We start from the raw sequence: 25,861 nt of genomic DNA, 5'->3' as shown, positions 1-25,861 counted from the left end.
TCTTACACTACACCTGCACGTAGCAGATCATGCATATGTAACACACCGAGTAACTGGTCGCCATCAGCAACCATTACCGAGGTGATATGGCGGGACTGCATTAAGTTCAGGGCATCGACGGCAAGAATACCCGGACGCACGCGAATGCCTCCAGGGGTCATCACATCGGCAATGCCTAACTGGCGTACATCAACGCCCATATCGAAGACACGACGTAAATCACCATCGGTGAAAATACCGTCAATCTTCATGGCATCATCGCAAATGACGGTCATGCCGAGATTTTTACGCGTGATCTCAATTAAGGCGTCACGCAGGCTGGCGTTTTTGGTTACATGCGGGATCTCGTCGCCCGTATGCATAATATCGTTAACGCGCAGTAAAAGCTTACGGCCCAGTGCCCCACCGGGATGAGACAACGCAAAATCTTCCGCGGTAAAGCCGCGCGCTTTTAATAATGCCACCGCAAGGGCATCGCCCATCACCAGTGTTGCTGTCGTGCTGCTGGTCGGCGCCAGGCCTAACGGACAAGCTTCCTTGGGCACTTTAACACACAGATGCACATCTGCTGCACGCGCCATACTGCTTTCCGGACGACCGGTCATGCAGATAAGCGGTACATGAAGACGTTTTAATACCGGGATCAGCGCCGCTATCTCATTGGATTCACCGGAGTTAGAGATGGCGATGACCACATCCTGCGGCGAGACCATACCCAGATCGCCATGTGCAGCTTCGCCTGGGTGTACAAAAAATGAGGGGGTGCCGGTGCTGGCAAATGTGGCTGCCATTTTCCGCCCGATATGGCCGGATTTCCCCATTCCCATCACCACGACTTTGCCCGGGCAACTGAATATTTTCTCGCATGCGAGGGTAAAATTTTGGTTGATGTACTGATCAAGCTCCGCCAGGCCTTCACGTTCAATTGCCAGGACTTCCTTGCCTGCTTGCTGAAAGTCAAAACCCGGTTGCAACTCTAAGTGCGACATAATGCGTTTCCAGTTATCCAACGAGAAGTGGCGATAACCAATACAGCATCGCCAGCCATATGATAAAACCGCCGGTCAGCAGCGCGCCCGCGCCGCGACCAATCTGGCGCGGACGTCGCCAGCAGAGTAATGCAAAAATAACGCTCACCAGCAGCATGACGCTGTAGTCCCGGACGAAGGCCATAGGATTGACTTCGCCCGGCGTAATCAGCGCCGGTAGCCCGAGGACGATAACAATATTAAAAATGTTCGCGCCGATAATGTTACCGACGGCAATATCGTTTTCACCTTTACGCAGACCCGCAATCGCCGTTGCCAGTTCCGGCAGGCTGGTACCAATGGCGACCACCGTCAACCCGATGGTGAGTTCGCTCATGGCGAAATAGTTCGCCAGTACGGTAGCGTTATCTACCACCATACGCGTAGCCATAGGCATAATAATCAGCGCAATACCCAACCACAAAAATGCGACGGGTAACCCGCCTTCGCGCGGTAGCTCAGCTATCTGCTCGCGTGTCAGGCTGTCATTGCCTTGTCGCTCGGCCAGACGAGCGATTTTAACAATGAATAGCAGCCATAGCACGGCCAGGAGCAGAAGAAAGAAACCGTCGCTGCGGCTCAACTGCCCGTCATACAGGACGGATGCAGCTAAAATACTTACCAGCAACATTAGCGGTAATTCACGACGCAGAACATCAGAATGCACGGTAAAAGGATGAATCAGCGCCGACAGGCCTAAAATAAGCAGAATGTTGGTGATGTTAGAACCTATGGCGGTCCCGACAGCCAGATCGAGTTGCCCATTCATCGATGCGGCAACGGAGACAATGATCTCGGGTAACGACGTACCAATGCTGACCACGGTCATTCCGATGATAATGGGGGGAATACCGACGTTTCGACATAAAATGGATGCGGCAAATACCAGACGGTCGGCACCGTAGACCACCAGAAGTAAACCAATTATTAACAGCGCCGTCGCTAAAAGCATCTAAAGTCCTTTCTTCAGGTATACTCGCCGGTCCTCTTGAAGGATCTTCTGGAAGCCGTAACGAAGTCTTAATTTTGACTTTATGCGGCTAAAAAGTAAAACAAATGCCAGCTTTCGCTAACCAGGACAGGCAATAATCTGTAAATATGTTGAGTTCAGGGCTAAATTGAGCGCCAAACTCTTCGATCAACAAGGTAATAGTAAAGGATGAATCAATGGGGCAGTCTGTGGCGAATCTAGTCGATATGCGCGATGTCAGCTTTTCCCGAGGTGACCGCTGCATCTTTGATAATATTTCCCTGACGGTACCGCGCGGTAAAGTGACGGCAATCATGGGGCCATCAGGCATCGGCAAAACGACGCTGTTGCGTCTGATTGGCGGACAGATCTCACCGGATAAGGGCGAGATTCTGTTTGACGGTGAGAACGTCCCGGCCATGTCCCGTTCGCGTTTATTTACCGTGCGTAAGCGCATGAGTATGCTGTTTCAGTCAGGTGCGCTATTTACCGACATGAATGTGTTTGACAACGTTGCGTACCCTCTGCGCGAGCATACGACGTTGCCAGCGCCGTTGCTGAAGAGCACGGTGATGATGAAGCTCGAAGCCGTCGGTCTGCGGGGTGCGGCCAAATTAATGCCTTCTGAATTATCCGGCGGGATGGCGCGCCGCGCTGCGTTAGCGCGTGCTATCGCGCTGGAGCCTGACCTCATTATGTTTGATGAGCCGTTCGTCGGTCAGGATCCCATCACCATGGGCGTGCTGGTGAAGTTGATTTCAGAACTGAACAGTGCGCTGGGTGTCACCTGTGTGGTGGTATCCCATGATGTGCCTGAAGTACTGAGTATTGCGGATTACGCCTATATAATGGCGGACAAAAAAATAGTGGCCTACGGTAGTGCTCAGGCACTACAAGAAAATGCCGATCCGCGCGTACGCCAGTTCCTTGACGGCATTGCCGATGGACCGGTTCCGTTCCGTTACCCGGCGGGTGACTACCATATCGATTTACTCTAAACAGGGAGTTAAGCCACCCATGTTGTTAAATGCGCTGGCATCACTCGGACATCGAGGAATAAAAACCCTCAGGACGTTTGGGCGAGCCGGATTAATGTTGTTCAATGCGGTTGTCGGCAAACCGGAGTTTCGCAAACATGCGCCGCTGCTGATACGCCAGCTTTATAATGTCGGTGTCTTATCGATGCTGATCATTATAGTGTCAGGCGTATTCATCGGTATGGTGTTGGGATTGCAGGGATACCTGGTGCTGACGACCTACAGTGCGGAAACCAGCCTCGGTATGCTGGTGGCGCTGTCATTGTTACGTGAGCTGGGGCCGGTTGTTGCGGCGCTGCTGTTTGCCGGGCGGGCCGGATCGGCCTTAACCGCAGAGATTGGCCTGATGAGAGCGACCGAGCAGCTTTCCAGCCTGGAAATGATGGCCGTCGATCCACTGCGCCGGGTGATCTCTCCGCGTTTTTGGGCCGGTGTCATTTCATTGCCGCTGCTAACGATTATATTTGTCGCCGTGGGGATCTGGGGTGGTTCACTGGTTGGCGTAAGCTGGAAGGGTATTGATGCGGGCTTTTTCTGGTCGGCTATGCAAAATGCCGTCGACTGGCGTCTGGACCTGGTCAACTGTCTGATTAAGAGCGTGGTGTTCGCCATTACGGTCACCTGGATTGCATTGTTCAATGGTTATGATGCGATCCCGACCTCTGCCGGGATTAGCCGGGCAACGACACGCACCGTTGTGCACGCCTCTCTTGCCGTTCTGGGGCTGGATTTTGTGCTGACCGCACTGATGTTTGGGAATTGAGTTCATGCAAACGAAAAAAAATGAAATTTGGGTCGGGTTATTCCTGCTGGTTGCGCTGCTGGCTGCGCTGTTTGTCTGCCTGAAGGCGGCGAACGTTACCTCAATGCGTACTGAACCGACTTACACGATTTATGCGACCTTTGATAATATCGGCGGCCTGAGAGAGCGTTCTCCGGTGCGGATTGGCGGGGTGGTAGTTGGACGCGTATCGGACATCTCGTTAGATCCGAAAACGTACCTGCCGCGCGTGACGCTGGAAATCGAATCGCGTTTTAACCATATTCCTGACACCAGTTCTCTGAGCATCCGTACTTCCGGTCTGCTGGGCGAACAGTATCTGGCATTGAACGTGGGTTTTGAAGATCCTGAGCTGGGAACGTCTATCCTCAAAGATGGCGGTACGATTCAGGACACGAAATCCGCGATGGTGCTGGAAGATATGATTGGTCAGTTCCTTTACAACAGCAACAGCAAAGGTGATGACAATAAGAATTCTGGCGATGCGCCAGCCGCAACTGAAGGCAATAATGAAGCCACTACGCCTGCGGGCGCAACGAAATAATATCAGGAGAATCGACGTATGTTTAAACGATTGATGATGGTGGCTATGCTGGTGATTGCTCCACTTAGCGCGGCAACCGCAGCAGACCAGACTAACCCGTACAAACTGATGGATGAGGCGGCGCAAAAGACCTTTGACCGTCTGAAAAACGAGCAACCAAAAATCCGTTCCAACCCCGATTACCTGCGTCAGGTCGTCGATCAGGAACTGCTGCCTTATGTGCAGGTTAAGTATGCCGGTGCGCTGGTGCTGGGCCGTTACTACAAAGATGCGACTCCTGCCCAACGTGAAGCCTATTTTGCTGCATTCCGTGAATATCTGAAGCAGGCTTACGGCCAGGCACTGGCGATGTACCACGGCCAGACTTATCAGATTGCCCCTGAGCAGCCGTTGGGTGATGCGACCATCGTACCTATCCGCGTAACCATCATCGATCCAAACGGTCGTCCTCCGGTACGTCTGGATTTCCAGTGGCGTAAAAACTCCCAGACCGGTAACTGGCAGGCGTATGACATGATCGCCGAAGGCGTAAGTATGATCACCACCAAACAAAATGAGTGGAGCGACCTGCTGCGTACCAAAGGTATTGATGGCCTGACGGCACAGTTGAAATCTATTTCTCAGCAGAAAATCACGCTGGAAGAGAAAAAATAATGACGCAGTCACTCACCTGGACGCGCGAAGGCGACAAGCTGGTGCTGGTGGGAGAGCTGGATCAGGACGTGTTAAATCCCTTATGGGATGCGCGAATTGAGGCGATGAAAGGGGTATCCTGCATCGATCTGAACCAGGTATCCCGAGTAGATACCGGCGGTCTGGCGTTACTGTTGCATCTGATTAATCAAGGCAAGCAGCAGGGAAACAGCGTTTCGCTCACTGGTGTTAACGATAAAGTGTACACGCTGGCGCAGCTTTACAATCTGCCTGACGACGTCCTTCCGCGTTAATTTTTCCAGGCCGGATAAGGTCTTGTGCCGCTATCCGGCAAAACCCCCGAGGGGGATCTGCCACTAAAGCCTTGTCTGATTTATCAGCGAGGCTTTTTGCTTATTTATGACAGCGCCACTTTGCTCTAAGATGTTGGGCTGTTTTCACTATCTGACGAATGAAGAGCCCATGGAAAATAATGAAATTCAGAGCGTGCTGATGAATGCACTCTCCCTCCAGGAAGTCCACGTTTCTGGCGACGGCAGTCACTTTCAGGTTATTGCCGTGGGTGAGATGTTTGAAGGCATGAGCCGGGTCAAGAAGCAGCAATCGGTCTATGGCCCGTTGATGGAGTACATTGCGGACAACCGCATTCATGCCGTGTCGATTAAGGCGTTTACCCCAGCGGAATGGGCGCGCGATCGCAAACTTAACGGTTTTTGAGCTACGGGTGATGTGCCGGTAGCGAAGATAAATTCTAAACAGAGAACAGAATAATGGATAAATTTCGTGTTCAGGGGCCAACCAAGCTCCAGGGCGAAGTCACAATTTCAGGCGCTAAAAACGCCGCACTGCCGATCCTGTTTGCGGCGCTGCTGGCTGAAGAACCTGTAGAGATCCAAAACGTCCCGAAACTGAAGGACGTTGACACATCAATGAAGCTGTTGAGCCAGTTGGGTGCGAAAGTTGAGCGTAATGGTTCCGTGCACATTGATGCGCGTGATGTGAACGTCTTCTGTGCGCCGTACGATCTGGTGAAAACCATGCGTGCATCCATTTGGGCGCTCGGGCCGCTGGTTGCCCGCTTTGGTCAGGGCCAGGTTTCGCTGCCGGGCGGCTGCACCATCGGCGCGCGTCCGGTGGACCTGCACATTACCGGTCTGGAGCAGTTAGGCGCGACTATCAAGCTGGAAGAAGGCTATGTGAAAGCGTCCGTTGATGGCCGTCTGAAAGGCGCGCATATTGTCATGGACAAAGTGAGCGTCGGTGCGACTGTCACCATCATGTGTGCAGCAACGCTTGCCGAAGGCACCACCATCATCGAAAACGCTGCGCGCGAGCCGGAGATTGTGGATACCGCGAACTTCCTGATTGCGCTGGGCGCGAAGATCACTGGCCAGGGCACCGATCGTATTACGATCGAAGGCGTTGAGCGTCTCGGCGGCGGTGTGTATCGCGTTCTGCCAGACCGCATCGAAACTGGTACCTTCCTGGTGGCGGCGGCAATTTCTCGTGGCAAAATTATCTGCCGTAATGCACAACCGGACACACTGGATGCCGTTCTGGCGAAACTGCGTGATGCGGGTGCGGATATCGAAGTCGGCGACGACTGGATCAGCCTTGATATGCACGGCAAACGTCCGAAAGCGGTTAATGTGCGTACTGCGCCGCATCCGGCGTTCCCTACCGATATGCAGGCCCAGTTCACGCTGCTGAACCTGGTGGCAGAAGGGACCGGCTTCATCACGGAAACCGTGTTTGAGAACCGCTTTATGCACGTGCCTGAGCTGAGCCGTATGGGCGCTCACGCAGAAATCGAAAGCAATACCGTGATTTGCCACGGCGTGGAAACACTCTCAGGCGCACAGGTTATGGCGACCGATCTGCGTGCATCTGCAAGTTTAGTGCTGGCAGGTTGTATTGCTGAAGGTACAACAGTGGTCGATCGTATTTATCACATCGATCGCGGCTATGAGCGCATCGAAGATAAACTGCGTGCGCTGGGCGCAAACATTGAGCGCGTGAAAGGCGAGTAATCGTCAACGTCTCTTGTAACCCCCAGTTCAGTTGGCCGGGGGTTACAGCTCAATGTTCATTCCGGATTCTTTTTCTCTCTGCGACTCCTCATCATCCGCGTTCTGTCGATGAACTCATGCGTTTTGGCATCGTGATAGCGTGACGGCCAAATCATCCAGGGATCAGTTCCCAGTGCCCGGGCGATAATCAACTCACCTTTTGGCCATGGTCTCGTTAACGCATTTGCCAGCGTTGATGAACTCAATCCATTTTTACGTGATTCAGCGGCCATTGAGGTCCCTTTCTTGCGCAGTCCGGCGATGATGTCGGCCGGATGCCAGTCAATCAGCTTGTTTTCCATAAATTCATCTCTCCTTTGGTTAACGACTTACGGTTCCACGATCGGTTGTGGCGACACTATAACTCCCGAAGAACGAATGTTCTAAAATGTTCATGTAAAGTGTCTGTATATTCAGAATATGCCAAGGTTCTGCGTGATTATCCGGAGGAGAGTGGGGGGGGTTACTAGAACTTATAAAAAAATCCCGTGCAGAGCACGGGATGAGGGGGGGGGATGCTGTAGGGAATTAACGGTCGCGCTGTACGGCGATATGTGCCAGACCAATCAGCGCTTCTCTCCACGGCGTATCAGGCAGCACCTGCAACGCAGCGATGGCCTTATCAGCCTCTTCTTCTGCACGTTGGCGCGTCCACTCCAGGGAACCACAGGCGTTCATCGCTTCCAGAACCGGCTCCAGAAGGTGACGACCATTACCTTGCTCAATGGCCTGGCGGATCATTTGCGCTTGTTCTGGAGTACCGTGGCGCATGGCATGCAGCAGCGGCAGCGTAGGTTTACCCTCGTTGAGGTCATCACCGACGTTTTTACCCAACTGCTCGCCATCTGCGCTGTAATCCAGCAAATCGTCAATTAACTGGAAAGCTGTGCCGAGATAACGGCCATAATCCTGCAACCCTTTTTCTTGTTCTTCGCTACAGCCAGCCAGAATGCCTGAACATTGGGCTGCCGCTTCAAACAACCGCGCCGTCTTACTGTAGATGACGCGCATATAGTTTTCTTCGGTGATGTCTGGGTCGTTGACGTTCATCAGCTGCAAGACTTCACCTTCGGCGATGACGTTGACTGCTTTCGACATGACTTCCAGCACTTTCAACGAGCCAAGGCTAGTCATCATCTGAAATGCGCGGGTATAGATAAAATCGCCAACCAGCACGCTGGCCGCATTACCAAACGCCGCATTTGCCGTAGCTTTCCCACGGCGCATGTCTGACTCATCCACAACATCATCGTGCAGCAGGGTCGCTGTGTGGATAAACTCGATGAGGGCCGCAATCGTAACGTGCGCATTTTCCTGGTAACCAACGGCCCGCGCTGCGAGGACGGCGATCATTGGGCGAATGCGTTTTCCGCCACCGCTAACGATGTAGTACCCCAGTTGATTGATCAACTGAACGTCAGAATTGAGCTGTTCAAGGATTGTCGCATTGACCCCCGCCATATCTTGCGCGGTTAACTCATTGATTTTTTCTAAATTCATCGCAAAAGCCGGGCTTCTCGCCCCGATTACCTTACTGTATGAGAAGGTAACGTCGGGTTTAGGGTTATAAATATATGCTGATTGTACTGAAAAAACGCCGTAGATAAACGTTACCGTACGTGTTGTGTTTTTTTTCTTCATGTATTGACGGTAGCACTTGTCAAAGGCTCGCGTTTTGCGTAATATTCGCGCCCTATTGTGAATATTTATAGCGCACTCTGAATCATCAAAAAGGTGTGCGCGGAAGCGGAGTTTTTTATGTACGCGGTTTTCCAAAGTGGTGGTAAACAACACCGAGTAAGCGAAGGTCAGACCGTTCGCCTGGAAAAGCTGGACATCGCAACTGGCGAATCTGTTGAATTCGCAGAAGTTCTGATGATCGCAAACGGTGAAGAAGTCAAAATCGGCGTTCCTTTCGTTGATGGCGGCGTTATCAAAGCTGAAGTTGTTGCTCACGGTCGTGGCGAGAAAGTTAAAATTGTTAAGTTTCGTCGTCGTAAACACTATCGTAAGCAGCAGGGCCATCGTCAGTGGTTCACTGATGTGAAAATCACTGGCATCAGCGCTTAAGTTAAGGGGAGCAGATTAAATGGCACATAAAAAGGCTGGCGGCTCGACTCGTAACGGTCGCGATTCAGAAGCTAAACGTCTGGGCGTAAAACGCTTCGGCGGTGAAACAGTTCTGGCTGGTAGCATCATCGTTCGTCAACGTGGTACTAAATTCCACGCTGGCTCTAACGTTGGTTGCGGCAAAGACCACACTCTGTTTGCTAAAGCAGACGGTAAAGTGAAATTTGAAGTGAAAGGCCCGAAAAACCGTAAATTCATCAGCATCGTTGCTGAATAAGTTTTTCGCGTCCCGGTAACGGATAAAAGCCCCGCAACACGTTGCGGGGCTTTTTACATTCGACGGCCGGTAAATACGCTCGTCACGCCGTGACAACCCGGAAACGAGCCCTTGTAGGGAATACGGCATGAAGCAACAGGCAGGCATTGGTATTCTGTTAGCACTCACAACGGCAGTATGTTGGGGGGCTTTGCCAATAGCAATGAAGCAAGTGCTGGAGGTGATGGAGCCTCCTACCGTGGTGTTCTACCGTTTTTTAATGGCAAGCGTTGGCCTTGGCGCTATTCTTGCGGTTAAAAAAAAGCTCCCTCCATTGCGTATTTTTCGCAAAGCGCGTTGGCTGGTGTTGCTGGCTATCGCAACCGGTGGGCTGTTCGGTAACTTCATTCTGTTTAGTTCATCCTTGCAGTATTTGAGCCCAACGGCTTCGCAGGTTATCGGTCAGCTGTCACCGGTTGGTATGATGATCGCCAGCGTCTTTATCCTGAAAGAAAAGATGCGCGGCACGCAGGTGATTGGCGCCATTATGCTTCTGAGCGGCCTGGTCCTGTTTTTTAATACCAGTCTGATCGAAATTTTTACCCGACTCACCGATTACACCTGGGGCGTTATCTTTGGTGTCGGTGCGGCGATGGTCTGGGTGAGCTATGGGGTCGCGCAAAAGGTGTTATTGCGCCGCCTGGCATCACCGCAGATCCTGTTTTTACTGTACACTTTATGTACGATAGCGTTGTTGCCGCTGGCTAAACCCGGTGTCATCACGCAGCTCAGCGACTGGCAGCTGGCATGCCTGGTATTCTGCGGCCTGAATACGCTGGTAGGATACGGCGCTCTTGCGGAAGCGATGGCGCGTTGGCAGGCGGCGCAGGTGAGCGCTATTATCACGCTCACACCGCTGTTTACGTTGTTATTTTCAGATTTATTATCACTGGCCTGGCCCGATTTCTTCGCCAGACCGATGCTAAACCTATTAGGTTATCTCGGTGCGTTTATCGTGGTTGCGGGCGCGATGTATTCCGCCATTGGTCATCGAATTTGGGGCGGTTTACGTAAGCATGAAACGGTGGTTTCGCAACCCCGCTCAGGCGAATGATTTACGGAGAGTAAAATGAAGTTTGTTGATGAAGCATCGATTCTGGTCGTTGCAGGTGATGGCGGTAATGGTTGCGTCAGCTTCCGCCGCGAAAAGTACATCCCAAAAGGCGGTCCGGACGGTGGTGATGGTGGTGACGGTGGTGACGTTTGGCTGGAAGCCGACGAAAACCTGAACACGCTGATCGATTACCGTTTTGAAAAATCATTCCGTGCGGAACGTGGTCAGAATGGCGCGAGCCGTGATTGCACCGGTAAGCGTGGCAAAGACGTCACGATTAAAGTGCCTGTTGGTACGCGTGTTATCGATCAGGGCACGGGCGAAACCATGGGCGACATGACCAAACACGGTCAGCGTCTGATGGTCGCTAAAGGCGGCTGGCATGGTCTGGGCAACACCCGTTTCAAATCATCGGTTAACCGTACTCCACGTCAGAAAACAATGGGTACGCCGGGTGATAAGCGCGATCTGATGCTGGAGCTGATGCTGCTGGCAGACGTGGGTATGCTGGGTATGCCAAATGCTGGGAAATCGACGTTTATCCGTGCAGTATCTGCGGCGAAGCCGAAAGTCGCTGATTATCCCTTCACCACCCTGGTGCCGAGCCTGGGCGTGGTGCGTATGGACAACGAAAAGAGCTTCGTGGTTGCCGACATTCCGGGTCTGATTGAAGGTGCGGCTGAAGGCGCAGGCCTGGGTATCCGCTTCCTGAAACATCTGGAACGTTGCCGCGTGTTGCTGCACCTCATCGATATCGATCCGATTGACGGTTCCGATCCGGTAGAAAACGCCCGTATCATTATTGGCGAACTGGAAAAATACAGTCAGGATCTGGCATCTAAACCGCGCTGGTTAGTGTTCAACAAAATTGATTTGATGGACAAGGCTGAAGCGGAAGAGAAAGCGAAAGCGATCGCCGAAGCGCTGGGCTGGGAAGGTAAATATTACCTGATCTCTGCCGCCAGCCAACTGGGCGTGAAGGATCTTTGCTGGGATGTGATGACCTTTATCATCGAGAACCCGATTGTTCAGGCTGAAGAAGCGAAACAGCCAGAGAAAGTTGAGTTCATGTGGGATGATTATCACCGCCAGCAGCTCGCTGAAGTCGAAGACGAAGCGGAAGATGACTGGGATGACGATTGGGACGAAGAAGACGACGAAGGCGTCGAGTTCATCTACAAGCGTTAATCGCATGAAAAACCCCGGCCATGTTGCCGGGGTTTTTGTTTCCAGTTTGCGTAGGCCGGATAAGCGTAAGCGCCATCCGGCATCTTCAAAATCTAGTTATTCTGATAAATGTCTTTGTACAACCGGCTCTCGAAGCGCACCAACGGAATACGGCGATTACGCTGGTCAGCCGGCTCTACCGCATAACCAGACAAATACTGCACGAATGCCATGCGTTGGCCGCTTGCCGTGGTAATGAAGCCAGCAAGGTTATAGACTCCTTGCAGCGAGCCTGTCTTCGCCGATACTTTGCCATCCACACCAGCCTGATGCAGACCCGCACGGTATTGCAGGGAGCCGTCGTGCCCCGCCAGCGGCAGCATAGTGATAAAGTTCAGCTCGTTATCGTGTTGAGCGATATATTGCAGCACCTGCATCATGGTCGCCGGGGCAATCAGGTTATGCCGGGAGAGGCCTGAACCGTCGGCAATAATGGTGTTGCCGATATCAACGCCCGCCTGCTGACGCAAAATCTGGCGTACGGCATCAGAACCCGCCCGCCAGGTGCCTGGCACGTTAAATCGGACATGACCAATCATACGGAAAACGGTATCGGCAATCATGTTGTCCGATTTTTTCAGCATAATCTTAAGCAGGTCATGCAGTGGCGCTGACTGCTTACTGGCGACCACCGTTCCCGGCTCGTTGACCAGCGTCTGGCGCAGCAGCGTACCGCTGTAGGTGATACCTGCTTGTTTTAGCTCATCTTTGATAATCGCCCCGGCATAGCTGGCTCCGTCCTGAATGGCGAACGCCAGCGGCAGCGGATCGGCTCGTTGGGGCAGGCATCCGGTCAGCGTATAGCGGTTGAGATCGCCGGGAACCACATCCAGTTCACAATATTGCGCTTCCGCAGAACCTCGGGCGAGAGTACGCACCTGACTGAACATGGTGACCGGGTAATAAGATGCCACGCGAATAAAGGCGAGATCGTTGGGTTTTTGCGCGCTGTAGAGTGAAACCGAGAAACAGTTTCTATCGACAATAGCCGCTGCGGGCGGTGCGCTAAAACACTGCGTCATGTCGTTCCAGGGCCAACCGGGCGCTTTATCATGACTGGCGAAAATAGACGTGTCGATCAGGACATTTCCGGCAATTTGCGTCACGCCTGATTTTTTCAGGGTTGCCACCATATTGCGAATATCCTGGCGTTTTAGCGTCGGATCAGCACCAAATCGTGCCACTAAGTCACCTTTCAATACGCCGCCTTCCACGTTGCCTTTAGTCTCAAGCGTAGTGGTAAAACGAAAGTCAGGCCCGAGCTGAATCAATGCCGCCAGCGCGGTGATCACTTTCTGGGTACTGGCCGGCAGCGCCATCTGCTGGCTATGAAAATCAATAGCGGGTGCAGGTGCGCCAACCTTCTGTACCATAAGGGCGAGGTTGGCCCCGGCAGGGAGCTGATTGATATACTCGTCGACGTTCGCAGCCTGAACGCTGAACGCTATACTGGCAGTCAATCCGATGGTAAATCTGGAAAATCGCATAATCTCGCGCTAACAACCTGGAAACAGGCCGTCATACTACGGCGCAACGCCCCAAAAAGTAAACGATGACCCATAAGGAACTCCAGGGTAAAATGATCATCAAATAGAGAATTGTAGCTGACCTGGGACCTTGAGCCCCGGGTCGGTATTTTTTTGCTTCTGACTCTGGCATGACATTCGCCAGGGTGGGCTTAGCAGCCGGGGTGAGAGCAACTACCCCCTACAGGAATGTTCAAGAGGTATAACAAATGCAAGCTATCCCGATGACCTTACGTGGTGCTGAAAAACTGCGCGAAGAGCTGGATTTTCTGAAATCTGTGCGCCGTCCTGAAATTATTGCCGCTATCGCTGAAGCGCGTGAGCACGGCGACCTGAAAGAGAACGCGGAGTATCACGCGGCGCGCGAACAGCAGGGTTTCTGCGAAGGACGCATTAAAGATATCGAGGCTAAACTGTCCAACGCGCAGGTAATCGACGTTACTAAAATGCCGAACAATGGCCGCGTTGTTTTCGGCGCGACGGTTACCGTGTTGAATCTCGATAACGATGAAGAGCAGACCTGGCGTATTGTCGGCGATGATGAAGCCGATTTTAAACAGAACCTGATTTCAGTGAACTCGCCTATCGCTCGTGGCCTTATCGGTAAAGAGCAGGATGACGTCGTGGTTATCAAAACGCCGGGCGGCGAAGTGGAATATGAAGTGACGAAAGTAGAATACCTGTAATTCGCATCTTGGTTAAGATGTTGATACATTGTAAAGAAAGGAAAAAGGCCGCATAGCGGCCTTTTATCAACGAAGAGAGCGTGGCATTTTGCTCTCCTGCTAGCGGAAAACCCCGCGTTTTACACAAACTTCGTGTTCAACTTTGGGATATTCTTAGCGTGGCAGCGAGATTTTACGTTCTTTAGTCGGGCGATACAGTACCAGCGTTTTGCCGATGACCTGCACATTACAGGCGCCGGTTTCGCGTACGATAGCTTCCACGATCAAGGTTTTAGTATCGCGATCTTCCGAGGCGATTTTCACCTTGATAAGTTCATGGTGCTCTAACGCTTGTTCAATCTCGGCCAGTACCCCTTCGGTCAAACCATTGTTGCCAAGCATAACTACAGGCTTGAGCGGATGTGCCAGACCTTTCAGGTGCTGTTTTTGTTTAGTACTCAGATTCATCGTATATTTTTGCTTACGTTGGGATTGAAAACGGGTCATTCTACCGCCATCTCCCATATATCACCAAATAGCTGTGTAGAAATTTACACCATTGGTTACGATGAACTGCCCTTTGGGAATGTGAAATGACAGGTAAAAAGCGTTCTGCCAGCTCGAGTCGCTGGCTTCAGGAACACTTTAGCGATAAATATGTTCAACAGGCGCAGAAAAAGGGGTTACGTTCCCGTGCCTGGTTTAAACTTGATGAAATACAGCAAAGTGACAAAATTTTTAAACCGGGGATGACGATAGTTGATCTCGGTGCTGCACCCGGTGGCTGGTCGCAATATGCAGTTACGCAGATCGGCAACACCGGCCGCATTATCGCTTGCGATCTTTTACCTATGGATCCAATCGTTGGTGTGGACTTCCTTCAGGGCGACTTTCGTGATGAATTAGTCCTGAAAGCGTTACTTGAACGCGTAGGTGACAGTAAAGTACAAGTTGTCATGTCTGATATGGCGCCAAATATGTGTGGAACACCGGCGGTGGATATTCCCCGGGCCATGTATCTGGTAGAGCTGGCGCTTGGAATGGCTCGTGATGTATTAGCGCCAGGTGGTAGTTTTGTAGTGAAGGTGTTCCAGGGCGAAGGCTTCGATGAGTATCTAAGAGAGATTCGCTCCCTGTTTACGAAGGTCAAAGTTCGTAAGCCGGACTCTTCTCGCGCCCGTTCGCGTGAAGTGTATATTGTAGCGACCGGGCGTAAACCATAACCGGCAGATTTCAAACGAAAGTTTGAAAGAAACTGGATATAGAGTATCCTGACGCTGTTTTTAACACAGTTGTAATATGAGGTTAATCCCTTGAGTGACATGGCGAAAAACCTAATTCTCTGGCTGGTCATTGCCGTTGTGCTGATGTCAGTATTCCAGAGCTTTGGGCCCAGCGAGTCTAATGGCCGTAAGGTTGATTACTCTACCTTCCTGCAAGAGGTCAATCAGGACCAGGTTCGTGAAGCGAAGATCAACGGACGTGAGATTAACGTTACCAAGAAAGATAGTAACCGTTACACGACCTACATCCCGGTTAACGATCCGAAGTTGCTTGATAACCTGCTGACCAAAAACGTCAAGGTTGTTGGCGAACCACCTGAAGAGCCGAGCCTGCTGGCTTCTATCTTCATTTCCTGGTTCCCAATGCTGCTGCTGATTGGTGTCTGGATCTTCTTCATGCGTCAGATGCAGGGCGGTGGTGGCAAAGGTGCCATGTCGTTCGGCAAGAGCAAAGCGCGCATGCTGACGGAAGATCAGATCAAAACGACTTTTGCTGACGTTGCGGGTTGTGACGAAGCAAAAGAAGAAGTCGCTGAGCTGGTTGAGTATCTGCGCGAACCGAGCCGTTTCCAGAAACTGGGCGGTAAAATCCCGAAAGGCGTCCTGATGGTCGGTCCTCCGGGTACGGGTAAAACCCTGCTGGCGAAAGCTATCGCAGGTGAAGCGAAGGTTCCATTCTTCACAATTTCCGGTTCTGATTTCGTGGAAATGTTCGTGGGTGTCGGTGCATCTCGTGTGCGTGACATGTTCGAACAAGCCAAAAAAGCGGCACCGTGCATCATCTTCATCGATGAAATCGACGCCGTAGGCCGCCAGCGTGGCGCAGGTCTGGGCGGTGGTCACGATGAACGTGAACAGACGCTGAACCAGATGCTGGTTGAGATGGACGGCTTCGAAGGTAACGAAGGTATTATCGTTATCGCAGCGACTAACCGTCCGGACGTTCTTGACCCTGCGCTGCTTCGTCCAGGCCGTTTCGACCGTCAGGTTGTGGTTGGTCTGCCGGACGTTCGCGGTCGTGAACAGATCCTGAAAGTGCATATGCGTCGCGTGCCGCTGTCTCCGGATATCGATGCGGCAATCATTGCACGTGGTACGCCTGGCTTCTCCGGTGCGGACCTCGCGAACCTGGTCAACGAAGCGGCACTGTTTGCTGCTCGTGGCAACAAGCGCGTAGTGTCGATGGTTGAGTTCGAAAAAGCGAAAGACAAAATCATGATGGGTGCGGAACGTCGCTCCATGGTGATGACGGAAGCGCAGAAAGAATCTACCGCGTATCACGAAGCTGGCCACGCGATTATCGGTCGCCTGGTGCCGGAACACGATCCGGTGCACAAAGTGACGATTATCCCGCGCGGTCGTGCGCTGGGTGTGACCTTCTTCCTGCCTGAAGGCGATGCAATCAGCGCCAGCCGTCAGAAACTGGAAAGTCAGATCTCCACATTGTACGGTGGCCGTCTGGCGGAAGAGATCATCTACGGTGCTGAACATGTTTCTACCGGTGCGTCGAACGACATTAAAGTCGCGACTAACCTGGCGCGTAACATGGTTACTCAGTGGGGCTTCTCCGATAAACTCGGTCCGTTGCTGTACGCTGAAGAAGAAGGCGAAGTGTTCCTGGGACGTTCTGTGGCGAAAGCGAAACACATGTCCGATGAAACCGCTCGCATTATCGATCAGGAAGTTAAACTGCTGATTGAGCGTAACTATGACCGTGCACGTCGTTTGCTGAACGAAAACATGGACATTCTGCACTCAATGAAAGATGCGCTCATGAAATATGAGACTATCGATGCGCCGCAGATTGACGATCTGATGGCTCGCCGCGATGTGCGTCCGCCTGCGGGTTGGGAAGAACCGGGTTCTTCTAACAACAACTCTGGCAGCACCGGCAAGCCGAGTGCACCGCGTCCGGTTGATGAACCGCGTGCGCCGGACTCTGGCACTATGTCAGAGCAGCTGGGCGACAAATAAGTTATCGTTGATGATGACCGTGTTTTAATTGAAAACCCTGGGGCTTGCTCCGGGGTTTTTCTTATCTGCATATTCAAGATTTTACCAGGGATAAAACTATGAAACTCTTTGCTCAGGGTTCTTCACTGGATCTCAGCCATCCGCACGTCATGGGGATTTTGAACGTCACGCCAGACTCATTTTCCGATGGTGGAGCGCACAACTCTTTGGTTGAGGCGGTAAAACACGCAAACCTGATGATTAACGCTGGGGCGACTATCATTGATGTGGGTGGTGAGTCCACGCGTCCGGGCGCGGCTGATGTGAGTGTTGAAGAAGAGTTGCAGCGAGTGAGCCCTGTGGTAGAGGCGATTGCTCAGCGTTTTGAAGTGTGGATTTCGGTTGATACCTCAAAGCCCGAAGTGATCCGCGAATGCGCCAGGGTTGGCGCGCATATCATCAATGACATTCGCTCACTCTCGGAGCCTGGAGCGTTGGAAGCCGCAGCGGAGACCGGATTGCCAGTTTGCCTGATGCATATGCAGGGGCAGCCGAAAACCATGCAGGAAGCGCCAAAGTATGAGGATGTTTTTGCTGAGGTAGATCGTTACTTTGTTGAGCAAATAGCACGTTGCGAGCGGGCTGGAATCACAAAAGATAAATTGTTGCTCGACCCCGGGTTCGGATTCGGTAAAAATCTCACTCACAACTACACATTACTGGCACGTCTGGCGGAGTTTCATCATTTTAATCTGCCGCTGCTGGTTGGGATGTCACGAAAATCAATGGTCGGTCAGTTACTGAATGTGGGGCCATCTGAACGCCTGAGCGGTAGTCTTGCGTGCGCGGTGATTGCCGCAATGCAGGGGGCGCAGATCGTTCGTGTCCATGACGTCAAAGAAACCGTAGAAGCGATGCGTGTGGTGGAAGCCACATTGTCTGCAAAGGAAAAAAAACGCTATGAGTAATCGTAAATATTTTGGCACTGATGGGATCCGCGGTCGCGTAGGTGATGCCCCAATTACTCCTGACTTTGTGCTCAAGCTGGGCTGGGCTGCAGGGAAAGTGCTGGCTCGTCATGGTTCACGTAAAATTATTATCGGTAAAGATACGCGTATTTCCGGCTATATGCTGGAGTCCGCGCTGGAAGCGGGCCTGGCAGCCGCCGGACTCTCAGCCTCATTCACAGGGCCAATGCCAACACCTGCCGTTGCTTATCTGACGCGTGCTTTCCGTGCTGAGGCCGGGATTGTTATCTCCGCTTCGCACAACCCATTCTATGACAATGGGATTAAATTCTTCTCCATCGATGGGACCAAACTGCCGGATGCGGTTGAAGAAGCTATCGAAGCCGAAATGGAAAAAGCGATCACCTGCGTGGACTCGGCTGAACTGGGTAAAGCTACCCGTATCGTTGATGCTGCCGGTCGCTATATCGAGTTTTGCAAAGGCACCTTCCCGAACGAACTGAGTCTGAGTGAGCTTAAAATTGTGGTGGATTGCGCTAACGGTGCAACGTACCACATTGCACCAAATGTACTGCGTGAGCTGGGTGCAAACGTGATTGCCATTGGCTGTGAGCCAAACGGTGTGAACATCAATGAAGAAGTCGGCGCCACTGACGTCCGTGCCCTGCAGGCGCGCGTGATTGCGGAAAAAGCCGATCTGGGTATTGCGCTGGACGGCGATGGCGACCGCGTTATTATGGTTGACCACGAAGGCAATAAGGTCGATGGCGATCAGATCATGTACATCATCGCCCGTGAAGCCCTGCGTCAGGGACAGCTGCGTGGTGGTGCGGTAGGTACGTTGATGAGCAACATGGGCCTCGAGCTGGCGCTGAAACAGCTGGGTATTCCTTTTGCTCGGGCGAAAGTTGGCGACCGCTATGTGCTGGAAAAAATGCAGGAAAAAGGCTGGCGTATCGGTGCCGAAAACTCTGGTCATGTGATCCTGCTGGACAAAACCACCACTGGTGACGGCATCGTGGCAGGGCTGCAGGTGCTGGCGGCGATGGTGCGCAACCATATGAGTTTGCACGACCTGTGCAGCGGCATGAAAATGTTCCCACAGCTGCTGGTTAACGTACGTTACACCGCAGGTAGCGGCGATCCGCTGGAACATGAAAATGTGAAAGCGGTGATGGCGGAAGTGGAAGCGGCGCTGGGTAACCGTGGACGCGTCCTGCTGCGTAAGTCTGGTACCGAACCGTTAATTCGTGTGATGGTTGAAGGTGAAGACGAAGCGCAGGTGACTGAATTCGCCCACCGTATTGCCGATGCTGTGAAAGCGGCGTAATCCCGAAGAAAGTGAGAGCCGGAGTCTGAGACTCCGGCTTTTTTTTACTATACGGCAAGCGGCTGTTTACGTCGGCGCTGCCAGAAATAACCACCGACCATCAGTAGTACAAGGACTGCCAGCCACGGCAGAACCGCCAGCAAATGCCCAGACCGGGCAAAGGTTAGCGCAATCATCAGTAGCCAACCGCCCAGCATCGGAATCGCGGTGCGCTTAACAATATCCACAGGCGAGACGCCTGCAATCCCTGCGATAGCAATGATGACGCCGGCAATCGGCGATAACGTACGACCAATACCCGCCGATATCTGGATAGGCAACATCATGACTGCGATATCGCTACCGATATGACGGCTGATGTCCGGCACCATGGGGGCGAAGGAGAAAAATGCCGCATTCCCGGAGCCCATCAGCGCTGAAATTGCGAAGGTGATTAGGGTCATCAGCAGGATAATAGAGGCTGCGCTGAGGCCAAATTCGCCAGAAAGCGACAGCAGCGCGTCGACGGCACCAATGGCTTTCAGCCCGGCGGAAAAAACTTCACCGGCGATAATCAGCGTCACGACGGTGGCAAAAACGCTGCCCATGCTGTCGAAAACCTTTTGTACGCCAGCCATCACCTCGCGCGCTTTGCGATGACGGCAGTACTCACAAACCAGCGTAATAGCGAGGCTTATCAGTACGGCGGTATCCAGCGTAATCTTAAGCGAGCTAAATATTAAATCGCTACACACCAACATCAATACCAGCGGCAGCATAGGCAGAAACAGCCAGGCGATAGGTGCGTCGGCTTCATCAGTTGCCGTTAATGTCTGCATCTGCTGAGCTGCATTGTCGCCACTTTCCCGACGGTCAAAAAAGCGTTGCACAACAATATGCAACAGGGCGATGAAAAGAATGACGGGCACAACGATCGGCAACTGATCCTGCACAAAATAGTTCACCACCTCAATACCTGCGGTTTTGGCGGCGAGAACCGAGTTGCCGGATCCTGGGCCAAACTCAACCGCACAGGTACTGGCGATAACTGCGGCAACTGCGGCGCGGCTACAGCCAAGACGGGTAAGCAATGGGTAAAGCGTCGCCATCAACAGCAGACCCAATCCGGTGGCGCTGCTGATAAACAGCGACAGGAATTGGCCTAATAGCAGTGCCAGTCCCAGCAGCAGATAAGGCGAGTTCAGCCGTTGTAAAGGACGAGATGTTACCCGAACCAGTACCTGGCTTGCGCCAATGGCTGACATGTACGTGGCGAAACCACCAATCAGCATAATTTGCAGCCCGAGGCCGCCGAGACGCACGCTCAGGGTATCGCGAATAAACTCAAAGGCGTCAAAGGGGCCGAATCCGGTGCTCTTTTTCACCAGGCCACTGAGTGAGGTCATTCCGCTAAAATGCGCGATAAGCAACAGCACAATCCCGGTCAATAACAGTACCGACTGGGGGTGATATTTTTTGAGGATCAGACGTCCGGCAAAAATGATGGCGATTAGCGCCAGTAGTAATGACATTCTTGCCCCCTTACTCGAAGTTGCCGGTAACCAGGCACTCTCCATCCCGCAGCAACGGTTTACCCGCGGCAAACAGATGGGCCAGCGAGAGGTCATCATTGAGTACACAGATATCGGCACGTTCTCCGGCGCAGAGCACGCCCCCGGAAATACCCAGCGAGCGCGCAACGTTTGCCGTCAACATTGCGATGGCCTGCGGCACCGGAATACCGACATCAATCAGGCGAGGAAGTAGGTTAAGATTGCCTGCGACCGGTGCCGCGCTTAAACCTTCAACGATACCCTGAGCGTTAAAGCGCGGAACGCTGCCATTGCCGTCAGAACTGATCGTGATGCGCTCCGCCGGAACCTGTGCTTCGAGTGCGTGGAGAATCGCTTGCTCCTGAGGCATAAAACGACTGCCACCGGACGTAACATCGATATGGCCGCCGCGATGGGCGAAAGCAATAGCCTGTTCGAACAAGGGCTCTGTTCTTGCAACATGGGTCGGTGAAATATGGTGAATCGGAATACCCGCATCACACAACTCAATAAGTTGCGACATCCCTTCCGGCAGATTCCCCAGGTGCACATGCAGCAAGCCTTTTTTCCCTGCCAGCAGGGAAGCGACGCGAATATCGCTCACTATCCTCAGCAACTCCTGGAAAGAGGGGTAAGAACCGCGGTGATCGGCGAGGGCGATTTTTACACCAAGAATTGCCGGAATAAAGGCCATATCATCGCGGATGGATCGCGTAATGGTTGGGCTGGGAACGGCGTAGGCTCCCGTATGCATAAACGCGCGTAATCCCTCAAGGTTGAGAGACTGCATTTTAGCGTAGAGGTCTTTGGGCGAACGAGAAATAGCATCGGTGCCTAACACGCCAACCACCGTGGTAATACCCGCTTGAATCAGATCGCGCAGCTTGACGGCGGGTGTCCGACTGGCAAATCCGGCTTCGCCACCGCCACCGGTAAGATGAACATGCTGATCGATGATGCCAGGGATAACCCATTTACCCCGACAATCGATGACCTCGTTGACGCCATCAAACAATGAAATCTCTTTTTCTACCGCCACAATTCGGTCGGCATGAATGAGCAGGGAGCAGAGGCCTAAATCCTCAGGAGAAAAAACACGGGCATTGGTCAATAAAGTAAACATAGCGGTCCTGTCAAACGTCGAAGGTGAGAGTCGGCAGGTGAAACGGAATATTGTTGTTATGATGCCCACCATAAAGCCATTACTATAACTATGACTATTACCGATTTGTTATTGGAGGATGCGGTTATGGCATGGCGGAGAGCACAACGTGGATTGTAAGTGGCTGGAAGATTTTCTGGCCTTGAGCCAGCATGGAAACTACTCTCAGGCCGCGGCGCAGCGGCATATTACTCAACCTGCGCTGAGTCGGCGTATAAAGGCGCTGGAAGAGGTGCTGGGCGTGCCTTTGTTTGATCGGACAACGACCCCCGTCACGCTGACGCGCTATGGTGAACGCTTTGAACCTTATGCCCGGCACGTCCTCAGTACGTTAACAGAGGCACGCCATGAGCTGTCGGCGATGACGCCAGCAACGGATAACACGCTGGTGATGGTCAGCCTGCATACGCTGTCGGTGAATATCCTGCCGGATATGATCAACTACCTGCGGCAGAGTGAGCCGCAGCTAAACTTTACGGTAAACGCCAGTATCCAGGGGATAGACAACCACTTCAATGCCCTGATAAACCGGCAAATTGATATGCTGGTGACTTACGATTTACCCTCTTCACAACCAGGGCTGGAGATTGCCGGAGGGTTAAAACGTTCACTATGGCGGTATGAGCGATTTATTCCTGTGATTTCTGCACAGTTGGTGGATACGCTTGACGATCCGCATACCCCGATCCCCTGGCTATGTTACAGCGACTATACCTTTGTCAGACGTATTATTGATCTTGCAGAACAACGAGTGCGACCACGGTTGAAAAAAGTGTTTGAGAGTGGTTTAAGCGAAACGATACGAGAAATGGTGTTGCGTCATATGGGAATGGCCTGGTTACCTGAATCGATGGTGGCGGAAGAGTTGGTGAATCAGCAAATTATTCACTGCTGGCCACAAAATGCAGATCTGATTTGTGAAATCCCTGTTGTGGTATGGGCGAATCTTGACGATCAACGCGCCGTCATGCAGAGATGCTGGGAGAAGTTGCTGCGTTTTTGATTGATGTGGCGATTTTTTCTGCAGTTGATACAATGCTAACAAATTGCCCTTGCGAAGGTTATTCGCTTTGGTTAGTATTCACACCCGCTTCAGTGGGAAACAGTAAATATTCCCGCTTTAATGGTCGAAGCATTGTACGCGGCAACTCCGCAAGGAACAGGTTGATTATGCACGAAGCTCTTTTAGTAGTTTTCCTTATTGTGGCAATTGGCCTGGTAGGCTTGATCATGCTGCAGCAAGGCAAAGGCGCTGATATGGGAGCCTCTTTTGGCGCAGGCGCTTCTGGTACTCTGTTTGGTTCAAGTGGTTCTGGTAACTTCATGACCCGTATGACAGCTGTATTGGGAACCTTGTTCTTCATTATCAGTCTGGTGCTGGGTAACATGAACAGCAACAAGACCAATAAAGGAAGTGAGTGGGAAAATCTGAGCGCACCGGCGAAAACCGAGCAAACTCAGCCAGCTGCTCCGGCTCAGCCGACCAGCGATATCCCACGCTAAGTATTCTGTACCGAGGTGGTGGAATTGGTAGACACGCTACCTTGAGGTGGTAGTGCCCTAACGGGCTTGTGGGTTCGAGTCCCATCCTCGGTACCAAATTCCAAAAAAAAGACGCTGCAAAGCGTCTTTTTTTTCGTCTGTTATTTGTGGCTGTCCTGTAGGTCGGATAAGCGTAGCGCCATCAGGCGTTGTAATAATGTCGGATGGCGGCGTAAACGCCTTATCCGACCTACAGGGCCGCAGAGCTATATTCTGCACATAAAAAAGGCCGCTTTCGCGGCCTTAAGATGGTGTATCTTTACTTCGCCTTATTTTCCAGATTCTCAACCTGCGGCAGGCCGGTTGTGGAAGAAGCGGTCAGCAGACCAGACTGCGCATAGCCGAACAGCTTCTCGCGGGTATCGGTGATATCCAGATTACGCATGGTTAACTGACCGATACGGTCGTCCGGAGAGAATACGGAATCGCCTTTTTCCATCGTCAGACGTTCTGGTTTATAAGTCAGATTGTCAGATACGGTGTTGAGGATCGAGTAGTCATTACCACGGCGCAGTTCCAGCGTCACTTCACCGGTAATCTGGCTGGCAACCCAACGCTGCAGACCGTCACGCAGCATCAGCGCCTGAGAGTCGAACCAGCGACCCTGATACAGCAGACGACCAAGCTGGCGACCATGTGCGTGATACTGCTCGATGGTATCCTCGTTGTGAATACCGGTCAGCAAACGCTCGTATGCGATATGTAACAATGCCATCCCCGGGGCTTCGTAGATGCCACGGCTCTTCGCTTCAATGATGCGGTTTTCAATCTGATCGCTCATACCCAGACCGTGACGGCCGCCGATACGGTTGGCTTCCAGCATCATCTCAACGTCGTCGCTGAAGGTTTTACCGTTCAGTGCAACCGGATGACCCTGTTCAAAACGCACAGTCACTTCTTCTGCCGGGATCTTCACGCTCTCATCCCAGAACTTCACGCCCATAATTGGGTTGACGATTTTGACGCTTGAGTTCAGGAATTCCAGATCTTTTGCTTCGTGGGTCGCCCCGAGCATATTGGAGTCTGTTGAGTACGCTTTCTCAACGGACATCTTGTAGTCGAAACCACAGGCAATCATAAATTCGGACATCTCATGGCGACCGCCGAGTTCATCGATAAAATCGGTATCCAGCCATGGTTTATAAATCTGCAGTTCGGCGTTGGTCAGCAGACCGTAACGATAGAAACGTTCAATATCGTTACCTTTATAGGTGCTACCGTCACCCCAGATATTTACGCCATCTTCTTTCATGGCGGCAACCAGCATGGTGCCGGTCACGGCACGGCCCAGCGGGGTGGTATTGAAGTAGGTCAGTCCGCCAGTGGTGTTGTGGAATGCTCCGCACTGAATGGCAGCGATCCCTTCGGCAACGAGCTGCTTACGGCAATCTACCAGGCGAGCATTCTCAGCACCATATTCCATTGCACGGCGAGGAATGGCGTCATAGTCATCCTCATCCGGCTGGCCCAAATTCGCAGTATATGCATATGGGACAGCCCCTTTTTGTCGCATCCACAGCAGTGCTGCACTGGTGTCCAGGCCGCCGGAAAAAGCGATACCAATACGTTGACCTACCGGGAGATGCTTGAGAATCGTCGTCATAAAATAAAACCCTGCTTGATAGACTGGTGAAGAGGTCGCTTATTATGCTAATTGCATTTTTATGCAAAATAAATGAGTTTTCATTTAATCATCTTTTCTGGATGACAGGAAGAGTTTAGTGATAATTTCGTTAAATAACGGCGTGGGTGGCATATTTATCTTGCTGGGCTAGCGCTGGGCAGCATTCATTGATTTGCATAGTCGTAACAAGGTTGACATAACGCATAGTGAATCAATATACTGTGCGCAGATTTTACGTCCCGTCCTCGGTACCAAATCCCAGCAGTATTTGCATTTTTTACCCAAAACGAGTAAAATTTGCCACGTTTCAGGCGCGGGGTGGAGCAGCCTGGTAGCTCGTCGGGCTCATAACCCGAAGGTCGTCGGTTCAAATCCGGCCCCCGCAACCACTTTCCCTTAGAGTTCTTTTTCAAATATACTGTGAAGACTTAGGCCTTCGTAGCTGGATTTGAAAAAAATTCTTTCGGAAGGTTCTCCGAACCGCAGGTGCGGTTATAGGGTTCAGTTATCTAAAGCCCCGATTTAT

General features: G+C 52.1%; 27 protein-coding genes and 2 tRNA genes. 20 read left to right on the top strand and 9 right to left on the bottom strand.

The genetic code is table 11. The features are described from left to right. Positions 1 to 2: 2 nt before the first annotated feature. Both kdsD and C2U41_RS19625 read right to left on the bottom strand, forming a co-directional pair. Positions 3 to 989, bottom strand: coding sequence for an arabinose-5-phosphate isomerase KdsD (gene kdsD / locus C2U41_RS19630; RefSeq protein WP_003025063.1), 987 nt, complete (start codon positions 987 to 989; stop codon positions 3 to 5). A 13-nt stretch (positions 990 to 1,002) separates the two neighbouring features. Beyond that, complete coding sequence (locus C2U41_RS19625; protein ID WP_003839941.1) at positions 1,003 to 1,980, bottom strand: calcium/sodium antiporter; 978 nt, start codon at positions 1,978 to 1,980, stop codon at positions 1,003 to 1,005. Between the two features lie 215 nt (positions 1,981 to 2,195). On the opposite strand from C2U41_RS19625, the gene mlaF reads away from it, so the two are divergent. The 7 genes from mlaF (at position 2,196) to murA (ending at position 7,044) form a co-directional block, all read left to right on the top strand. After that, positions 2,196 to 2,996 (top strand): phospholipid ABC transporter ATP-binding protein MlaF, encoded by an 801-nt coding sequence (gene mlaF / locus C2U41_RS19620; protein WP_003025057.1) that lies wholly within the window; start codon positions 2,196 to 2,198, stop codon positions 2,994 to 2,996. A gap of 19 nt (positions 2,997 to 3,015) precedes the next feature. Continuing rightward, entirely contained in the window at positions 3,016 to 3,798 is a 783-nt protein-coding gene (mlaE, locus tag C2U41_RS19615; protein ID WP_003025053.1) for a lipid asymmetry maintenance ABC transporter permease subunit MlaE, read from the top strand. A gap of 4 nt (positions 3,799 to 3,802) precedes the next feature. Further along, positions 3,803 to 4,360 carry an outer membrane lipid asymmetry maintenance protein MlaD gene (mlaD, locus tag C2U41_RS19610; protein ID WP_003025050.1) on the top strand — a complete coding sequence of 186 codons (558 nt, stop codon included), beginning with the start codon at positions 3,803 to 3,805 and terminating at the stop codon, positions 4,358 to 4,360. An 18-nt stretch (positions 4,361 to 4,378) separates the two neighbouring features. After that, a complete protein-coding gene (gene mlaC, locus C2U41_RS19605; RefSeq protein ID WP_003025047.1) occupies positions 4,379 to 5,014 on the top strand; it encodes a phospholipid-binding protein MlaC in 636 nt (211 codons plus the stop codon). After that, the gene (gene mlaB / locus C2U41_RS19600; RefSeq protein ID WP_003025045.1) at positions 5,014 to 5,307 is read left to right on the top strand and encodes a lipid asymmetry maintenance protein MlaB; all 294 of its coding nucleotides are present in this window, start codon (positions 5,014 to 5,016) and stop codon (positions 5,305 to 5,307) included. The genes mlaC and mlaB overlap by 1 nt, the downstream gene beginning before the upstream one ends. Positions 5,308 to 5,476: 169 nt before the next feature. Further along, positions 5,477 to 5,731, top strand: coding sequence for a BolA family iron metabolism protein IbaG (gene ibaG / locus C2U41_RS19595; protein WP_003025040.1), 255 nt, complete (start codon positions 5,477 to 5,479; stop codon positions 5,729 to 5,731). Between the two features lie 53 nt (positions 5,732 to 5,784). After that, on the top strand, positions 5,785 to 7,044 hold the full coding sequence (murA, locus tag C2U41_RS19590) for a UDP-N-acetylglucosamine 1-carboxyvinyltransferase (RefSeq protein ID WP_003839949.1): 1,260 nt from the start codon (positions 5,785 to 5,787) through the stop codon (positions 7,042 to 7,044). A gap of 56 nt (positions 7,045 to 7,100) precedes the next feature. Here the strand turns inward: murA and sfsB are convergent, their stop codons facing one another. Together sfsB and ispB are read right to left on the bottom strand one after the other, a co-directional pair. Further along, positions 7,101 to 7,385, bottom strand: coding sequence for a DNA-binding transcriptional regulator SfsB (gene sfsB, locus C2U41_RS19585; protein ID WP_071684773.1), 285 nt, complete (start codon positions 7,383 to 7,385; stop codon positions 7,101 to 7,103). A 226-nt stretch (positions 7,386 to 7,611) separates the two neighbouring features. Then, positions 7,612 to 8,583 carry an octaprenyl diphosphate synthase gene (gene ispB / locus C2U41_RS19580; protein ID WP_003025033.1) on the bottom strand — a complete coding sequence of 324 codons (972 nt, stop codon included), beginning with the start codon at positions 8,581 to 8,583 and terminating at the stop codon, positions 7,612 to 7,614. 258 nt (positions 8,584 to 8,841) lie between these two features. Here ispB and rplU point away from each other — a divergent pair, with 258 nt between their 5' ends. The 4 genes from rplU (at position 8,842) to cgtA (ending at position 11,711) form a co-directional block, all read left to right on the top strand. Continuing rightward, positions 8,842 to 9,153 carry a 50S ribosomal protein L21 gene (gene rplU, locus C2U41_RS19575; RefSeq protein WP_003025032.1) on the top strand — a complete coding sequence of 104 codons (312 nt, stop codon included), beginning with the start codon at positions 8,842 to 8,844 and terminating at the stop codon, positions 9,151 to 9,153. Between the two features lie 19 nt (positions 9,154 to 9,172). Further along, positions 9,173 to 9,430 carry a 50S ribosomal protein L27 gene (gene rpmA / locus C2U41_RS19570; RefSeq protein ID WP_003025030.1) on the top strand — a complete coding sequence of 86 codons (258 nt, stop codon included), beginning with the start codon at positions 9,173 to 9,175 and terminating at the stop codon, positions 9,428 to 9,430. A gap of 127 nt (positions 9,431 to 9,557) precedes the next feature. Continuing rightward, on the top strand, positions 9,558 to 10,523 hold the full coding sequence (locus C2U41_RS19565) for a DMT family transporter (RefSeq protein WP_003844844.1): 966 nt from the start codon (positions 9,558 to 9,560) through the stop codon (positions 10,521 to 10,523). A 15-nt stretch (positions 10,524 to 10,538) separates the two neighbouring features. Then, entirely contained in the window at positions 10,539 to 11,711 is a 1,173-nt protein-coding gene (cgtA, locus tag C2U41_RS19560; RefSeq protein WP_003025024.1) for an Obg family GTPase CgtA, read from the top strand. Between the two features lie 92 nt (positions 11,712 to 11,803). On the opposite strand, the gene dacB is transcribed toward cgtA, so the two are convergent. Continuing rightward, on the bottom strand, positions 11,804 to 13,237 hold the full coding sequence (gene dacB / locus C2U41_RS19555; RefSeq protein WP_003839958.1) for a serine-type D-Ala-D-Ala carboxypeptidase: 1,434 nt from the start codon (positions 13,235 to 13,237) through the stop codon (positions 11,804 to 11,806). Positions 13,238 to 13,485: 248 nt separating this feature from the next. Here dacB and greA point away from each other — a divergent pair, with 248 nt between their 5' ends. Beyond that, positions 13,486 to 13,962 carry a transcription elongation factor GreA gene (gene greA, locus C2U41_RS19545; protein ID WP_003025019.1) on the top strand — a complete coding sequence of 159 codons (477 nt, stop codon included), beginning with the start codon at positions 13,486 to 13,488 and terminating at the stop codon, positions 13,960 to 13,962. Positions 13,963 to 14,115: 153 nt separating this feature from the next. Here the strand turns inward: greA and yhbY are convergent, their stop codons facing one another. After that, entirely contained in the window at positions 14,116 to 14,409 is a 294-nt protein-coding gene (gene yhbY, locus C2U41_RS19535; protein WP_003025016.1) for a ribosome assembly RNA-binding protein YhbY, read from the bottom strand. Positions 14,410 to 14,534: 125 nt separating this feature from the next. Between yhbY and rlmE the strand changes: the two genes are divergently transcribed. From rlmE to glmM, 4 genes are all read left to right on the top strand, one after another. Further along, a complete protein-coding gene (gene rlmE, locus C2U41_RS19530) occupies positions 14,535 to 15,164 on the top strand; it encodes a 23S rRNA (uridine(2552)-2'-O)-methyltransferase RlmE (protein WP_003025015.1) in 630 nt (209 codons plus the stop codon). Between the two features lie 99 nt (positions 15,165 to 15,263). Next, a complete protein-coding gene (gene ftsH / locus C2U41_RS19525; protein ID WP_003025013.1) occupies positions 15,264 to 17,198 on the top strand; it encodes an ATP-dependent zinc metalloprotease FtsH in 1,935 nt (644 codons plus the stop codon). Positions 17,199 to 17,296: 98 nt separating this feature from the next. Continuing rightward, entirely contained in the window at positions 17,297 to 18,145 is an 849-nt protein-coding gene (folP, locus tag C2U41_RS19520) for a dihydropteroate synthase (RefSeq protein ID WP_103848542.1), read from the top strand. Continuing rightward, on the top strand, positions 18,138 to 19,475 hold the full coding sequence (gene glmM, locus C2U41_RS19515) for a phosphoglucosamine mutase (protein WP_003025008.1): 1,338 nt from the start codon (positions 18,138 to 18,140) through the stop codon (positions 19,473 to 19,475). Before folP ends, glmM begins: the two co-directional genes overlap by 8 nt. A gap of 47 nt (positions 19,476 to 19,522) precedes the next feature. Here the strand turns inward: glmM and dcuC are convergent, their stop codons facing one another. Then, positions 19,523 to 20,986, bottom strand: coding sequence for a C4-dicarboxylate transporter DcuC (gene dcuC, locus C2U41_RS19510; RefSeq protein WP_016151051.1), 1,464 nt, complete (start codon positions 20,984 to 20,986; stop codon positions 19,523 to 19,525). A 10-nt stretch (positions 20,987 to 20,996) separates the two neighbouring features. Beyond that, positions 20,997 to 22,130 carry a beta-aspartyl-peptidase gene (iadA, locus tag C2U41_RS19505; protein WP_071684770.1) on the bottom strand — a complete coding sequence of 378 codons (1,134 nt, stop codon included), beginning with the start codon at positions 22,128 to 22,130 and terminating at the stop codon, positions 20,997 to 20,999. 148 nt (positions 22,131 to 22,278) lie between these two features. On the opposite strand from iadA, the gene C2U41_RS19500 reads away from it, so the two are divergent. The 3 genes from C2U41_RS19500 (at position 22,279) to C2U41_RS19490 (ending at position 23,768) form a co-directional block, all read left to right on the top strand. Then, complete coding sequence (locus C2U41_RS19500) at positions 22,279 to 23,172, top strand: LysR family transcriptional regulator (protein WP_008320638.1); 894 nt, start codon at positions 22,279 to 22,281, stop codon at positions 23,170 to 23,172. 167 nt (positions 23,173 to 23,339) lie between these two features. Beyond that, positions 23,340 to 23,672, top strand: a complete 333-nt coding sequence (gene secG, locus C2U41_RS19495) for a preprotein translocase subunit SecG (protein WP_003025000.1) — start codon at positions 23,340 to 23,342, stop codon at positions 23,670 to 23,672. A 9-nt stretch (positions 23,673 to 23,681) separates the two neighbouring features. Beyond that, positions 23,682 to 23,768 (top strand) — tRNA-Leu (locus C2U41_RS19490). A gap of 202 nt (positions 23,769 to 23,970) precedes the next feature. Here the strand turns inward: C2U41_RS19490 and argG are convergent. Continuing rightward, entirely contained in the window at positions 23,971 to 25,314 is a 1,344-nt protein-coding gene (gene argG, locus C2U41_RS19485) for an argininosuccinate synthase (RefSeq protein ID WP_003024998.1), read from the bottom strand. Positions 25,315 to 25,647: 333 nt separating this feature from the next. Between argG and C2U41_RS19480 the strand changes: the two genes are divergently transcribed. After that, positions 25,648 to 25,724 (top strand) — tRNA-Met (locus C2U41_RS19480). Positions 25,725 to 25,861 lie beyond the last annotated feature (137 nt).

It is taken from the genome of Citrobacter freundii complex sp. CFNIH4 (genome assembly GCF_002934505.1).
GTDB lineage: Bacteria > Pseudomonadota > Gammaproteobacteria > Enterobacterales > Enterobacteriaceae > Citrobacter > Citrobacter freundii.
The sequence above is the reverse complement of the archived record's forward strand: the minus strand, read 5'-3'. Positions and strand labels throughout refer to the sequence as shown.